General features: G+C 62.0%; 4 protein-coding genes and 2 pseudogenes. 4 read left to right on the top strand and 2 right to left on the bottom strand.

Translation table 11 applies throughout. From position 1 onward, the window contains the following. Positions 1-10: 10 nt before the first annotated feature. From ABQY64_RS09300 to ABQY64_RS09310, 3 genes are all read left to right on the top strand, one after another. Entirely contained in the window at positions 11-14335 is a 14325-nt protein-coding gene (locus tag ABQY64_RS09300) for a hemagglutinin repeat-containing protein (RefSeq protein WP_349780677.1), read from the top strand. 4 nt (positions 14336-14339) lie between these two features. After that, positions 14340-14630, top strand: coding sequence for a hypothetical protein (locus ABQY64_RS09305; protein WP_104559269.1), 291 nt, complete (start codon positions 14340-14342; stop codon positions 14628-14630). Between the two features lie 138 nt (positions 14631-14768). Next, positions 14769-15143, top strand: a complete 375-nt coding sequence (locus ABQY64_RS09310; RefSeq protein ID WP_349780676.1) for a hypothetical protein — start codon at positions 14769-14771, stop codon at positions 15141-15143. A 96-nt stretch (positions 15144-15239) separates the two neighbouring features. On the opposite strand, the pseudogene ABQY64_RS09315 reads toward ABQY64_RS09310, so the two are convergent. Continuing rightward, a pseudogene (locus tag ABQY64_RS09315) lies at positions 15240-15572 on the bottom strand (transposase); the annotation flags it as partial. 56 nt (positions 15573-15628) lie between these two features. After that, positions 15629-15853 (bottom strand): annotated as a pseudogene (locus ABQY64_RS09320) (transposase); the annotation flags it as partial. A 185-nt stretch (positions 15854-16038) separates the two neighbouring features. On the opposite strand from ABQY64_RS09320, the gene ABQY64_RS09325 reads away from it, so the two are divergent. Beyond that, a complete protein-coding gene (locus ABQY64_RS09325; RefSeq protein WP_104559270.1) occupies positions 16039-16539 on the top strand; it encodes a TspO/MBR family protein in 501 nt (166 codons plus the stop codon). Positions 16540-16710 lie beyond the last annotated feature (171 nt).

Below are 16710 nucleotides of genomic sequence, written 5' to 3' on the forward strand. Positions count from 1 at the left end.
GAGAGAAACGATGGACACCGAAGCGATGAGCGTACGTGCTTACCTGGCCGAACAAAGCAAGCGCGCGCTTGCGTTGCTACTGTGCTGCACGGTCACCTGGACATCGTTTCCGGCATGGGCACAGGTGACGCCAACGCCAAATCCCGGCGGGCAGACACCCGGTCAACAGGTCGCCGCCAATGGCGTGCCGGTGGTGGACATCGTCGCGCCCAATGCGCGCGGCATCTCGCATAACCGCTACAGCAATTTCAACGTCGGCCCGAACGGGTTGATCCTCAACAACAGCGCGCAGATCTCCAAGACCGAGCTGGGCGGCTATGTCGCCGGCAACGACAATCTGCAACGCAGCGGCGCCGCCTCGCTGATCCTCAACGAGGTCACCTCGGCCAGCAGCCGCTTGCAGGGATACACCGAAATCGCCGGTGCCAAGGCGCAGCTGGTGATCGCCAACCCCAACGGCATTTCCTGCGATGGCTGCGGGTTTCTCAACACCTCGCGCGTGACCTTGACCACCGGCACGCCCAACCTGGGCAGCGATGGCGCGTTGAACGGCTTCAGCATCACCGGCGGTGCGCTGAGTATCGGCAGCAACGGTCTGGATGCGTTCAATGTGGATCGCCTGGACCTGCTCTCGCGTCAGCTCAGCGTGGAGGGCTCGATCTGGACCAGGGAACTGGTCGCTGCCGCGGGTGCAGGGCGGGTCAATTATGACGGCATGCTGCTGGACGTGGTGCCGGGCACCGATGGCGCGGCACCGTCGATCGGCATCGACGTGGCGCAGCTGGGCGGCATGTATGCCGACCGTATTCGCCTGATTGCGACCGAAGCCGGTGTCGGCGTGGTAAGTCGCGGCACCCTGGCGGCGCAGAGTGGCGATCTGCAGATCGACAGCGCGGGCCAGGTGAGCCTGAGCGGGACCACGGTGGCGCGCGATGGAATGGGTGTGCGTGCCGCCGGTGACCTCGACCAGCGCGGCGTGCTCGGCTCGCAGCAAGGCGATGTGCGTCTGCGCGGCGCGCGCATGACCCTGGCAGGCGATCTGGTCGCCGCCGGTACCCTGGATGCACAAACCAGTGGCACGTTGAGCCACAGCGGCCGCAGCAGTGCCGGGGCCATCCGTCTGTTCGGTTCGGAATTGAATGCCGATGGCAGTCTGCATACGACTGGTGCGCTGGATCTGGGCGCCGATGGCGTGTTGCGCAGCAACGGTGTGGCCTATGCGGCAACCGCTGCAACCCTGCGCGCGGGGCAGATTGGCCTGACCGGCACGCTGCAGAGCGGCGGCGCGATCGGGCTGAATGCGAACGCGATTGATGCACTGGGCACCCTGGACGCGGCCACCGCCTTGCGCGTGAACAGCAGCGGCGACGCGCGCCTGGGTGGATTGGCGCAGGCCGGGCGGGGTGCTGATGTGCAAGCCGGCGGTCGGCTGGAACTGCAGGGTCAGCTGATTGCAGCGGATGCAGTGGCGCTCAATGCGGCGAGTATCGACATCGCACAGCGCGGTGCAGTGTCTGCGGGTGGCGATCTGGAGTTGCGCAGTGCAGGTGCGTTGAACAATGCCGGTAGCGGCTACGCCGGCCGAGATCTGCGTCTCCAGGCAGCGACTGTCACCACGACAGGCAGTCTGGCGGCCGCACGCGATGCGCAGGCGGCGGTTGCCGGTGGTCTGGTCAATAGCGGCACGTTCGTTGCAGGCAATGCGCTGACCATTGACGCAGCGCAGCTGGACAGTCGTGGCGATATCGGCAGCCAGCGTGGGGAGACGCTGCTGCGCAGCCGCGGCGGTCTGGCGCTCAGCGGCAACACCGTGGCAGGTACTGTTCTGGGCCTGGACGCCGCAGCGGACGCGCAGGTCTCGGGCATCGTCAACGCCGGTCGCGTAGATCTTCGTAGCGGCGGGGATACCGCACTCTCCGGCACCCTGCAGACCACCGCCGGTGGGTTGGTGATCGCCGCAGGCGGTGAGCTCGTCAGCGATGCCGTGGTGAGTTCGACAGGCACGATAGATTTGCAGGCGAACGGCGCGCTGCGTCAGCGTGGTCAGCTCCGCGGCGACGGCGCGGTACAATTGCGTGGCGCGGCGGTCGAGCACAACGGTGTCATCGATGCAGCTGGCGACCTGCGCATCACCAGTGCTGCCGAGCTCGCGTTGGACGGCACCGTGCAGAGCGCTGGCTCAGCCACATTGCAGGCGGGCGCAGCACTGCAGAACCGCGCGAAGGTGATCGCAGCTGGCGCGCTGGATGTAGAGGCAGCCTCGTTGCGCAACGCGCAGAGTGGTGCGTTTTCGTCGGATGCCGGTGCGCGCGTGCGCACGGCCGGCACATTGGACAACGCCGGCAGCCTGTATGCGGCGAGCGATCTGCAGCTGACCGCAGGCGGGTTCACGCAAAGCGGCAGCGCCAGCTCGGGTAACACGCTTTCGGCAGCTGTGAGCGGGTCATTCGACAACGCTGGCAATGTGATTGCCAGGAACGCGCTACAGATCGATGCCGGCAGCGTGCGCAGCAGCGGTCAACTCGGCAGCGAAGCGGCAGGTGTTCGTCTGGACAGCCAGGGCGATATCGCGCTGCAAGGCGTGGTTGCCGCTGCGACCACGCTGCAGGCCAGCGCCGCTGGCGATCTGCAGCAGGCAGGGTCGCTAAGAGCGCAGTCGCTGGCATTGAGTGCCGGGCGTGATCTCACCGCTGCTGGCAACCTGCAATCGGCGTCCACGCTGGATCTGCAGGCACAACGTGCTCTGACATTTGCTGCCCAGGGCCAGGCTGGCGGTGATGCTTCGCTGCGCGCTGCCACACTGACAACCAGCCAGGATGCGGTGTTGCAGAGCACGGGAGCGATTGCGCTGGACAGCGCGGCCATCGACAGCCGCGGCAAGCTGGATGCAGGGAGCGATCTGCACATCCGCAGCCAGGGCGATCTGGCGCTGGCGGGTGTGGCACAAGGCGGGCTCGACGTTGTTTTGAATGCCACCGGCGCGCTCAGCAACGCAGCGCAGGTGTTTGCAGGCCGCGATCTGTCGTTGCAGGCAGGTAGCCTCGACAACGCCACGAGCGGTGTGTTGGGGGGCGAGGGCAACATCGCCCTGACCACTACGGCACTGCTGAACAACGCTGGCCGCGTGCAGGCCGGTGGCGATCTGCAGGTCAGCGCAGCAAATATGGACCAGGGCGGTAGCGCGTCTGCAGGCAGGGCGTTGCGCGCCGCCATCGCAGGCACGCTGGCCAATCGTGGCAATCTGATCGCCAAGGATGCGTTGCAGGTCGATGCGGCCACGCTGCGTAGCAGTGGGCAGTTGGGTAGCGAGCGGGCCGATGTCACGTTGAACAGCCGAGACGCGCTGCAACTCGAGGGTGTGGTTGCAGCGGCCACTGCATTGCGTGCGACTGCTGGCGGCGATTTGCAGCAGGCCGGTTCGCTCAAGGCACAGTCGATCGCATTGCAGGCGGGGCGCGACCTCACTGCAAATGGCACTCTGCAATCGGCATCCACGTTGGATCTGCAAGCGCAGCGCACGCTCGCCCTGAATGGACAAGCATCGAGTACGGGTGAGGCAACCGTCACCGGCGCAACGGTTCTGACAGGCGCTGCAGCAGTGCTGCAGAGCGGTACCGCCATCACCCTGGATGGCGGCTCCATCGATAGCCGCGGTTCGCTCGATGCGGCGACCGATTTGAATGTGCGTAGCGCCGGTGATCTTGCACTGGCTGGCGTGGTCCAGGGCGGGCGCGATGTTGTGCTGACCGCTGCGGGCGCGTTGAACAATGGCGCTCAAGTCGTCGCAGCCCGCGATCTGCACGTGCAGGCTGCCAGTGCCAACAACGCCGCAACGGCAACCCTGGGTGCACTACGCGACCTGCGCGTTGATGTCGCCGGGGTGTTGGAAAACAATGGCAGCCTGCATGGCGAGCGTGGCCTTGCACTGAACACCGGCACGCTGCTGCAGCGCGGCCGTGTCTACAGCGGGGATGCGGTATCGATCTCGTCGACAGGCGCATTCGAAAACGCGGGCCAGCTGGTATCGGGCAAGGATCTGAGCATCGCTGCCGACAGCATCGTCAGCAGCGGGCAACTCGGCTCGGTCAACGGCGCACTGACGTTGACCAGCCAGAACGCGATCGATCTGCACGGTGTGGTGGCTGCGGCGACTACGCTGCAAGCCACCGCTGGCACCGATCTGCTGCAGGCCGGCTCGCTCAACGCGCAGGCCGTGACATTGCAGGCCGGCCGCGATCTCACTTCCGGGGGTACCCTGCAGTCCGCGTCTGCGTTGGATCTGCAGGCGCAGCGTAGCCTGACGTTGAACGGTCAGGCGCAGGCGGGCAGTGACGCCAACCTGCGCGGCAGCAGCATCGCCACCGGCCGCGACGCCGTGCTGAAAAGCGTCAGCGCGATCAGCCTGGACGGTGTGGCAATCGACAGCCGTGGCACGCTCGATGCCGGCACGGACCTGCGCCTGCGTAGCACGGGAGCACTTGCGCTCGCAGGCGTGGCGCAAGCCAATCGCGATGTCGTGTTGAGCGCAACCGACACCTTAAGTAATGCGAGCCAGGTGATTGCCGGCCGTGATCTGTCGGTGCAGGGAGGCAACATCAACAACGTGGCGGCCGGCGTGTTGGCGGCCGATGGCAGCGTCACGCTGACCACTGGCGCGTTGCAGAACGGCGGCAGCCTGCAGAGCGGCGGCGATCTGCGCATCACCGCCGCCAGCATGGATCAGGGCGGCACTGCGATTGCAGGCAAGGCACTGACCGCGAAGGTCACTGGCACGCTGGACAACCGCGGCAACCTCATTGCCAAAGACACGCTGCAGGTTGAGGCAGGCAGCTTACGCAGCAGCGGCCAGCTCGGTAGCGAAATTGCCAACGTCAGCTTGATCAGCCAAGGCGACATGACGCTGCAAGGCGTTGTCGCCGCAGCGACCACACTGCAGGCCGCTGCAGTTGGCGATCTGCAGCAGGCGGGCTCACTCAAGGCGCAATCGATCGCGCTACAGGCCGGGCGCGATCTCACCGCCGCAGGCACGCTGCAGTCGGCAACGCAACTGGATCTGCAGGCGCAGCGCGCACTGGCAATGAACGGACAGGCGGTGGCGACGGGCAATGTAACCCTGCGCGGCGCGCGGATCGGTACCGGTCAGGCTGCCGTGTTGCAAAGCGGTGGCGCGATCAGCCTGGATGGTGCCGCGATCGATAGCCGTGGCGCACTCGATGCAGCCACTGATTTGAATCTACGCAGCACCGGCGACCTGGCGGTTGCCGGTGTCGCGCAAGCCGATCGCAATGTGGTGCTGAGCGCAGCTGGCGCGTTGACCAATGCGGCGCAAGTCGTCGCTGGTCAGAGCTTGAACGTCACCGCAGCCAGCGCAAGCAATGCCGCCAGCGGCGTGCTGCTCGCGCAGAGCGACGCTACCTTCACCATCGGCGGCTTGCTCGAAAATGCTGGAGCCGTGCGCGCCGGCAATCAACTCGCCTTGGGCGTCGGGTCGCTGCGCCAGACCGGCCAGGCCTACGGCTCGCAACGCCTGGGTGTTATCGCCACTGGAGCGGTGGACAATCGCGGTGACCTGATTGGCGGCAATGGCTTGCGCGTGGAAGCGGCGCAAGTCAGCAGCAGCGGCCAACTGGGCAGCGAGCGCGGGGATGTCGCATTGATCAGCCGCGGCAACCTGGAGCTCGGCGGCAACCTCGCATCGGCAGGCAGCTTCTCGGCGCAGGCCGATGGCGCGCTGGCACAGAGCGGCACCTTGAGCGCTGGTAGCACGCTGGAGTTACGCTCCAAGGGCGATCTGGGTGTGGCCGGCCAGCTCGGCGCTCAGCAGGTCACCTTGACCAGCGACGCCGTGTTGCGTCAGCAGGGCACCGTCAGCGGTACGACGGTAGGTCTGCAGGGCGCCCGCATCGAGAACGCCGGGCAGACCACCGCTTCGGGCAACTTGAGCCTACGTGCGGGTGAGATCAGCATCGCCGGCACCGTCGGCGCTGGTATCAACGCAGATGGCAGCCTCGGCAGCGGACGCACGCTGAGCCTGATCGCCGATCGCCAACTCAGCGCCTCCGGCAAGCTGTTGGCTGGCGGCAACCTCACGGCGCAGGGCAGCCAGCTGCAGCTGGCGGGTGCCAGCACACGCGCAACCGGCAATGTCGCACTGACCACCGGCGGCAACCTCGATCATCGTGGCGGTGATTTGCTTGCCGGTGGCACGCTCACCGTGCAGGCCGGCGGCACCATCGACAACGGGCGTCTCAACGCCGTCGCCGGCCAGATGCATGCCAACCAGCTGAGTATCGACGGCGCCAGCCTGAGCAATGCCGGCGGGCGGTTGGTGCAAAGCGGCAACGGACTGACCCGCGTCAGCATTGGCGGCGCGATCGACAACACCGGTGGCACGCTGGCCAGCAATGCGCAGGATCTGAACATCACTGCAGCCAGCCTGGAAAATGCACAAGGGCGCATCGAACACGCCGGCACCGGCGTCCTGTCGGTCACCAGCCGTAGTGCGCTGGGCAACAGCAGTGGGCGCATCCTCACGCAAGGCCAACTGAGCCTGGATGCCAGTGGCGCGTTGAACAACCAGGGCGGCGCGATTGCCGCAGCGGGCGATGCAGCACTCACTGTTGCTGGCCTCAATAACATCGGTGGTTCCGTCTCAGCACGTGAATTGAAGGTGCAAAGTACCGGCGCGGCCGACAACCGCAACGGCTTGCTGCAAGCCAGCGGTGGTGCGCTGACCTTGCGTGCCGACAGCCTCAGCAATGCCGGCGGCATTGTGCAGGCGGTCGCGAACGCTGGTGCGGGTGGAAGCCTGCGCGTCGAACTCAATCGCGGCCTGGACAACGGCAACGGCACGATCGGTGCCGGCACCGACGCAGTGGTTACTGCGGAAAACATCAGCAGCAGCGGCGGCAGTCTGCAAGCGGCGCGCGACCTCAGCGTCACTGCACGCGGCCAGCTGGACAATCACCAAGGCGGCAAGCTCAGTGCGGGGCGTGATCTCAACGTTGCCGTCGCCGGCGCGTTGCTCAACAGCGGCGGCCAGCTTGATGCCGGCAATACGCTGACCGCCTCCGGCAGAAGTATCGACAATAGTCAAGGCAGTATCGTCAACAACGGCGGTGGACTGACACGCATCACCACCGCTGGTGCATTGACCAACAGCGGCGGCAATCTCGGTGGACGCGGCAGCGTGGTGATCGATGCCGCCAGCATCACCAACAACAGCGGCCAGCTGGTCGCCGGCGGCGACCTGATCGCCAACACCAATGGCTTGAACAACCAGGGCGGCAACGTCTATGCCGGCGCAAGCTTCCTGCTGCAGCGCGCAGGCGCCACGCTAGACAATCAGAACGGCACCATCAAGGCCGAGCAGGCAGTCCGCTTGAACCTGCAGAACTTGAACAACGCGGGTGGCAAGATTGGCGCCGGCAGCATGACCGGCGGCGCCGGCGATGTGGTGATCGATACCGTCGGCTTCGACGGTGGCGGCAGCATCCTGGCGCAGAACCTGCTGGACCTGACCTTGCGTAGCGACTACACCCACCGCGCCGGTGCAGACCTTACCAGTAACGGCAATTTCAACCTGCGCGTCGGTGGGAGCCTGGTCAACGAATCCACGCTCAAGGCTGCGCGCAGCCTGGACATTACGGCCGGCAGCATCACCAACCGTGCGGGCGCCAACATCCTGTCCAACGACACCCGCCTCAACGGCGGCAACATCATCGACAACGCCGGCAGTATCTCCGGCAATGGCGCACTGTCGCTGGTGGCGAACAGCATCAACAACACCGGCAGCATCGTCGGCGGCAACGTCTCGGTGAACACCGGCACATTGGTGAACGGCGCCGACTTCGGCGGCGCGACCGACAACGCAGCGTATGGCTCGGCCTTGCTCGGTTCCACCGGCAACATGAACCTGATCGTGCGCGATCAACTGCTCAACCGCGACGCGCGCATCTTCAGCCTGGGCAATATCGCCATCGGCGGCGCGCAGGATGGCGGTGGCACCTTGGTATCGCGTACGGGTGTGGTCAATAACCTGTCGGGCAGCATCGAGGCTGATGGGAGCATCTTGATTGCGGCCAATCAGCTGAATAATCGGCGGCGGGTTTTGACCACTGCATTGGGTGCATTGACCGAGCAAGAAAAGGCAGCTGCAAATGCAACGATGCCCGAGGAGCTTATTGAGTCACGTGGAATTGTCTATCCAAGGCAATCATACTTCATTCGTTTTCCTTACACAGGAAAAAATCCTGGTGTTTATCGTTCCTATTCGGTCGAACAGCAAGAGCGTCTCATCGCTGCAAGTACGGAGGGACGAATCGCGGCTGGAGGAAATATAGCGATTTCCGGAAGCATCACCAATAACACTTCGTCGATTGCGGCGGCAGGTGCGCTGCAAATAAACCAACGTGGCGTGGGTGGATTGAGTGATGGGCTTTTCGTTGGAGGAGAGTCGATCTTCAACGAATCGCTTGCCTTGAATAGGCAAGTCGTACAGAGAGACTACGAGTATTCAGTAACAGCAGTCATTGACGACTGTGCGCTGAACCAAGGGAATCGGCGTCCTATCTGTACATATGATGCTGAGTCAAAAACCATTTCTTCTTCTACGATCAACACGAGCTATATCGCCCTGGGCGCCAGCATGACCGGTGGCCAAGGCGTCAGCATAAACGGCGCCAACATCAGCAATGGTGCCGTCGGCAGTGACGGTCGTGGCATCAGCGGCGCTTCGCTGAATGGTGTCGGCGCACAAGGGGGCTTGACCGGTCGCGCCACGCAAAGCGCCGGTGGAGTGGGCGGCCAGGCAGTGATTGGTCGCGCCAATGGCGGCGCGAGCAGTATTCGTGTTGCCACCGGTACGACCGGCAGTGCAGGCACTCAGGTGGGTGCCAACACGCAAGACGCAACGCTGGCCACATCGGGTGGCATCGTCAAGATGTCGGTTGCACCTGTCGCGTCCAACGACAGCGGGCTTGTACGCAGCAGCGTCGATCAGGCAAACGTGCAGGCCACCGCGGCCGGTACCGGCGTCACTGCCGTCGCGACCGACAGCCGTACCCGAGTCGATCCGGCCACCATTCCGGTGACCAACATTGTTGGTAGCGGGCAAACATCGCTGACGCAGATCGATCTGCCCATTGGCGGGCTGTATCGCCTATCCGGCGGCACCGGTACCGATCTCACCGCAATGGGCCGTGCCGCCAACGGGCTGGGCGGCATCAATGCCTGGCGCAGCAATGGCCCGGGCCGTCGTTACCTGATCGAGACCGACCCGCGCTTCGTCAACTACGACAACTTCATCAGCAGTGACTTCCTGCTGGACAAGCTGGGTGTTGATCCAGAGTGGACCCAGACCCGCCTGGGCGATGGCTTCTACGAGCAGCGCCTGGTGCTGGACCAGATCACCCAGCTCACCGGCCGCCGCTATCTGGGCAACTACGCCGATGGCGTGGCGCAGTACCACGCCTTGCTGGAATCGGGCGTGGCCGCCGCAGGCCAGCTGCAGCTGAGCATGGGCGTTGGCTTGACCGCCGCACAAGCGGCCGCGCTGACGCAAGACATCGTGTGGATGGTCGAACAGGACTACCAGGGCCAGAAGGTGCTGGTGCCGGTTGTGTATCTGGCCTCCAACTCGCTGCAGTTGCGCGGCAACGGCGCATTGATTGCAGGCAGCAACGTCGAGCTCAACGCCACCAATTCCATGAGCAACCAGGGCGTCATTGCCGGCGCCGACGTCAGCATCACCGCAGGCAACCTGCTCAACCAGGGCCGCATCAGCGGCACTGGCAGCGTTGACCTGGAAGCGCGCAACGACCTGCTCAATCAGGGCCAGATCCAGGGTCGCGACGTGGCACTGGTGGCCGGCAACAATCTGGTCAGCGAAGCATCCAAGGCCATCAACGGCGTCGGCATTCTGTCCGGCATCAGCGCCAGCAACACCCTGCAACTATTCGCCGGCAATGACATGACATTGACCGGTACCCGCGTGCAGGCCGATGGCAGTGCGGCGTTGATCGCAGGCAACAACCTCAGCCTCACGCCCAGCGCCTTGCGCGACGACAACGGCCTGCTGCGCGGTGGCGATGCGGTGTCGGTGACCACCGGCAAGGATCTGGTGATGTCTGCAGGCAACGACCTGCAACTGCATGGCGTGACCATCAAAGCCGGCGGCAGTGCCGCACTGCAGGCAGGCAACAACCTTTCACTGACCCCGACCACTGGTCTCGACGGCAAGGTCGCCACGCGCACCAACATCAGCACCGGCGACAGCCTGCAATTGACCGCCGGCAACGATCTGACCATCCGCCAGGCCGACGTCAAGGCCGGCGGCGATCTGATTGCCGCAGCAGGCAACAACCTCAACGTCGAATCCGTCCTCAACGAGAGCGAGACCAATAGCTACAAGACACGCAACGGCAAGACCCGCGTCACCACCGCCACAACCACCCAGAGCATTGACCAGCAGGCGCTCACTGCGGGCGGCAACCTAATCCTCAGCGCCGGGAACGACGTCAATCTGGTCGCCGCCAAGCTGGACGCCGGAAAGGGTCTGGGCATCAGCGCCGGCAACGACATCAATGCCAGCACGCTGACCACGGTGGACACCAGCAACACGCTGGAAACGCGCAAGCGCTTCAAGCAGACCACCGCGACCAGCGACGAGACCGTCCACGGCACCGAGTTCAACGCTGGCGGCAACCTGGCGATGCAGGCCGGCAATGACATCACCCTCACCGCCGCATCTGCCGCTACCAAGGAAGGCGGCATCACCCTGGCTGCCGGCAACGACGTCAACCTGCTCGCCGCCAGCGAGCAGCACGACGCCGTGCAGGACATGACCAAGAAGAAGAAGGGCACGTTCTCCAGCAAGACCACGACCACGCACGACGAGTGGCACGACAACGTGGCGGTCACCACCACGCTCAGTGGCGACACGGTGCAAATTGCGGCGGGTAACGATTTGCTGTCGCAAGGCGCGCAGGTCGCCAGCACGGGCGATGTGGTGCTGGCAGCAGGCAACAACCTGACGCTGGATACGGTGCAGAATACGCACAGCGAGGAACACGAAAAGACAGTCAAGAAGTCCGGTCTCTACGGCGGCGGCGGATTCAGCGTCGCTTTGGGCGTCACCAAGAAGACCGACGGCCTGGATGTCACAGAAGTCACCAACAGCGGCAGTCTGGTCGGCAGCACCGACGGCTCGGTGACGATGACTGCCGGGAACAAGGTAGCCATCACTGGCAGCGATGTGCTGAGCGCGACGAGTACCACCATCGTCGGCAAGGAAGTCACGATCGCTGCAGCGGAAAACACCGTGGATACGGTGCAGACCTCCAAGCAGCAGAGTGCGGGTCTGACGTTGGGGCTGACCGGTGCAGCGGTCGAGGCAGCCCAAGCGGCGTATATGGCGACCAAGCGCGGGTCGGAAGTAGAGGACGACCGCCTCAAGGCGCTCTATGCGGCCAAGACGGCATACGCCGTCAGCGATGCGGTAAGTGCTTACCAGGCACCGCCGACCAGCGGCGGCCAGGACGCCGTCAGCTTGAAGATCGCCCTTGGTGCCAGCAGCGCGTCGAGCAAGACGACCACGCACGACGAAACGACTGGCGGCAGCCGCATCCTCAGCGACGGCAACGTGACCATCGCCGCCACGGGCGGCGACCTAAACGTGATGGGTAGTGAGATCAACGGCCAGAACGTGACGTTGGCGGCGGCCAACAATCTCAACCTGCTCAGCAACAAGGAAACCAATACCAGCAAGTCGGAGAACAAGAACGGCGGCGGCGAGATCGGTGTGAGCGTCGGCACCACCACCGGTTTCTACGTGAGTGCCTACGCTGGCAAGGGCAGTGCCAAGGGCAACAGCGAGCTGCACACCGAAAGCGTGGTAACGGCCAAGGACACGCTGACCCTGGTCAGCGGCAACGACACCACGATCAAGGGCGCACAGGCGATCGGCGACACCGTGCTGGCCAAGATCGGCGGCGACTTGCTGCTCCAGAGCGAACAGGACACCGAAGACTACAAGAGCAAGCAGCAACAGGCGGGCGTCAAGCTGGTCTATGGCGTCAGCGGCAGCAGCGCCAACTACAGCCAGCAGAAGGTCAACAGCAGCTACACCAGCGTCAAGGAGCAGAGCGGCATCCAAGCCGGCAATGGCGGCTTCGACATCACGGTGGGCGGCAATACGCACCTGATCGGCGGCGCCATTGCCAGCACGGCCGATGCAACCCTGAACCACCTGTCCACCGGCAGCCTGACGGTGGAGGACTTGCATAACAAGGCCGAGTACAAGGCTGGCGGATTTGGGGTCGGCACAGGCGATTGGAAATCCGTGGCGGCCGGTGCGGCCTTGAGTCTGGCAGGTAATCAGACCGGAAGCAGCGGCAGCACGACCAAGAGCGACATCGCGGCGGGCAGTGTCGAGGTGCGCAACGGGGACTCGACTGCTTTGGCTGGTCTGGATCGCAGCGCTACGGAACTGCAGCAGAGCGGGCTGAAGCAGATCTTCGATGAGAAGAAGGTTGCGGAGCAGCAGGAACTGGCGCAAGTCGCTGGCGAGGTCGCGTTTAGGTCGGCCAAGGAACTTATTTCCTACAAGAGGGAGCAAGCGGCTGCAGACGCAGAGCAGGCCATGGCCGATCTGGAAGCGGCCAAGGGCGATCCGGAAGCGACGGCAACGGCGAAGGCACGCCTGCTAACAGCCAATGAACAACTCGCAAAATGGAACGACGCGGGAGCCGCAAAGCAGATCACCCAAGTGACTGCGGGCGCACTGGCTGCTGCTGTCTCGGGCGGCAATGTCCTGAGCGCAGCCGGTGGCGTGTTGATGAACGAAACGTTGTTGCCGAAGTTCGCTGACGCATTGCAAAAGGGTGGCATACAGCCGGGAAGTGGTGCCGAGGCCACGCTTATGGGGGGCCTTGGAGCCCTGCTTGGCGCTGCGGGCGGTCTCCTGGGTGGCGATGTACAGGCTGGCGCAGCGTCGGGCAATGCGGTCCAGACCTATGGCTACTACGACTATCGCGAAGGGCGTGCGCAACGGCAGGCGATGGCTGCTGAGGCATTGAAGAATGTCGGGATCACCGATCCCAACGACGTTGCCGGTGTCAATGCACTTCTCGATAACTGCGTGAAGCTCGGCTGCGATCCGGACAAGCTGGTGCTGTTGCTCAAATCTCCGGATGCAGCGTCAACGCTGCGAGAGCTCGCGCAACCTGAGAGCGTTGCCTTCCAGCGCTATGGCAAGGGTTTCAATGAGCTGGACGAACAGCAGCGCAGAGATGTCATTAATCACATTCCGACGGGTGAGGTCAGCGTTGGTGCTATTGAAAAAACTCCGATTGGGACCGTCACCGTTGGGGCTGTGGGAAGTACTCATGCAGGTGGCACAGCTTCTTCTAGCAGTGAGGGAGCTGACAATTCACAGGGAATCGCGGGCTCGCAGCAATCGCAAGATGAAAATTTAAGACTGAAGGGGGCAACGGTTGTCTCCAATCTCGCCATCGCAGGTGGGAAGAAGGTAGAGCAGTTCAAGAACTGGCTGGGCGAAGACAATGCAGAGACTGCTGCGCTGGTCTTGATGGCGGCGGCAGGTGGCCCGGTGAAGACGTTGGGCAGTACACTGTGGGCGGCAACGCCGATAGCGGGGTATTTTTCGGAAAAGAAAGAGGAGTATCTGGTCAATCCGTTGACACCGTTCATCGGCACCAACGCATTTGGTGCTTTGACCGATCGCGATCAGCAAGCGGTGCAGCCTGCGAGTCATGCGACTAGCTCGATGCTTGTAGATACATTGCTGTCGTCACTTGGTGTGGTGGGCACCAAAGCTGGTGCGATCGGCATTATCAAAAGTAGCGACGGATTTTTGGCGAAAGTTGAAGGTGCAGATAATGCATTTACCTTCTCTGGAGGAAAACCAGCAGTAGCTGGTGACAGCTACCATCCTTCATCTGTAGTGGAACGTTCGAAATCTAATAGAGATTACTATGGTGAAGCAAATGCCTCTAATGAATTTCCAGCGGGAACAGTAAATTATGAAAGCCACTCGACAGCCAGGCTTGAGCAATCTAAAGTTCCGCGGGATCTGAATGAACAAGTGCTCTGGAATAGAGTAAAAGATGATCCGTCGAAGGGTGAACCCTTAAAGCTTAATAATGATCCAAATTTCCCCCGTGAGGACGGCTGGCAAAAAATGCAAGTAACGCATCGGCTTCCAAATGGAAATAATATAACTATTCATTATCAATACAATGAGCGCACTGGAAAGGCATATGACATGAAAGTTCTTACGCCTCAGTATGATTTAAATCCTTCGGGAGATAAATAGTCGCATGCATATAAAGTTTAATGATAGCGACAATTCAATAGAAGTTCTTGGAATTTATTGGGTTAATGGAAAGAAATACTATTGGATTATTCCGCATGAAGGGTATCAAGGATTTTTGGCCGTAAGTGAAGATAATTGCGTAGTAACCGATTCATTTCTTTCTAGTGATATGATTATTTGTAAGGGCGATGATGGTACGGACGAAATCATACATTGGGCAGCACATGATCTATTAGAAGATTTGGTTGAACATGATGCCCGAGCAATGATGGAATTTATCAGGAGAAGGAAATAGCGAAAGCACTGCCTGGTTGGCAACAACGGCGCCAGCGTCAACACGCTTTGGAAGAAGGTAAAGCAGTTCAATAACTGGCTGGGCGAAGACAATGCAGAGACTGCCGCGCTGGTCTTGATGGCTGCGGTAGGTGGCCCGGTGAAGATTTTGGGCAGTACACTGTGGGCGGCGACGCCGATAGCGGGGTATTTTTCGGAAAAGAAAGAGCAGTATCTGGTCAATCTGTTGAAACCGTTCATCGGCACCAACGCAATTGGTGCTTTGACCGATCGCGATCAGCAAGCAATGCAGCCTGCGAGCCATGCGACTAGCTCGATGCTTGTGGATACATTGCTGTCGTCGCTTGGTGTAACGGGTATCAAAGCCGGTGCGATCGGTATTATCAAAAGCAGCGATGGATTATCGGGGGGCAGTAAAAAGCGCGCCGAGAATGCCTTGCAAGATCCGACCCGCTTTATTAATGGTACTAAAGTCGTTGAGAAAAACAGGTCAGTTGTTCGAAGGAACGGTTGACTTGGCTCCGGCTTTGAGTCGTATAAAATCACAAATGACGGGGTCCACGAATAACGGGGTCAGGTTGAGCTACCCCCGATTTCTCGGACAGATTAATTAGGGGGCAATAACCATCTTTTCGAACTCGGCCGGCGAGCGGTAGCCCAGCGCACTGTGCAACCGCTGCCGGTTGTAGAACACTTCGATGTACTCGAACACCTTCCCGCGCGCTTCGTCGAGACTGGCGAAGCGCTCGTGGTGCGTCAGTTCCTGCTTGAGCGAGTTGAAGGAGCTTTCCATCAATGCATTGTCGTAAGGCATGCCCTTGTAACTCATGCTCGCGACTAACCCAGCTTCCTGCAATTGCCGCTGATACGCACCGCTGGTGTATTGCGTGCCCTGGTCGCTATGGTGGATTGCGCCCTTCACTGGCCGCCGGCGTTGGAGTGCGATTGTCGAATCCCCGTAATTCAATTCCAGCGAAAATTAGAGGTCTGTGGTTGATGTTAATCGCCAAACTCGGCGGGAGTTAGCCCGCCCACGCTGTCGTGCGGTATCTGTTGGTTGTAGTCGGCCAGCCACTGCTCGGTCTGCTCACGGACCTCGCTCAGCGTGCGGAAGAGATGCATGTCCAGCGCGCCGCGCCTTTAGCTGCCGTTGAGGCGTTCGATGAAACCGGTTTGCATCGGCCGTCCCGGCTCAACGAAATCCAATACGATGCCATCGCGCTCGCGACATCCCCCCGATTTTGAGTGGCGCATTGCTTTGGAGTCCAATTACCTATCCCGAGGAGATTGGACATGACGGCACGAATCCGTACGGCGTTAGCTGAGCGCGGACTCGCTTATGCGCGTAGTCACGGCTTGCACAGAAGCTCTGCCACGCTGACGAGCGCGGATCACAGGCCAAAGCAGTCATGACCCAAGGACGTTCAAAAAAATCGCAATGGTTCGGCCTTCTGGGTTGGATGGTGCTTTGCTATGCCGTCGCTGGGCTGGGCGCAATGGCATCGATCCAGGCGGCCAGCCTTTATGCGCTTCTGCAGCGGCCGGCGTGGGCGCCGCCGGGCTGGTTGTTCGGACCGGTGTGGACAGTGTTGTACGGAATGATGGCGGTGTCGGTCTGGTTGATGTGGCGGCGCGGCAGCTGGGCGGGGACGCGTCCGGCGCTGGGCCTGTTCGTGCTGCAGCTGATGCTCAATGGTTTGTGGAGCTGGCTGTTCTTCGCGTGGCAGTTGGGGGCGTGGGCATTCGCGGACATCGTGGCGCTGTGGCTGGTGCTGGTAGGAATGATTGCCGTGTTCGCGAAGCGGCAGGCGCTGGCGGCGTGGCTGTTGGTGCCGTATCTGGCGTGGGTGAGCTTCGCAGCGGCGCTCAACTTTTCGGTCTGGCAACTCAATCCCCAGGTACTCGGCTGATCTCCGCTGCTGATCCTGGAGGCTCGTACTCACCGGCGCTGCACTAGCGACGATCTGTTGCTTGGTGCGAAGTGGCCTGTTGCTTGATGCGAACTGATGCCGGCAGCGAAGCGACGCCTCGCCCGCAGGCGATCTAGTCAGTTGTATCGCGTGATCTGAGCGCATGACACT

This window comes from Xanthomonas sp. WHRI 7065 (assembly GCF_040203115.2).
GTDB lineage: Bacteria > Pseudomonadota > Gammaproteobacteria > Xanthomonadales > Xanthomonadaceae > Xanthomonas > Xanthomonas arboricola.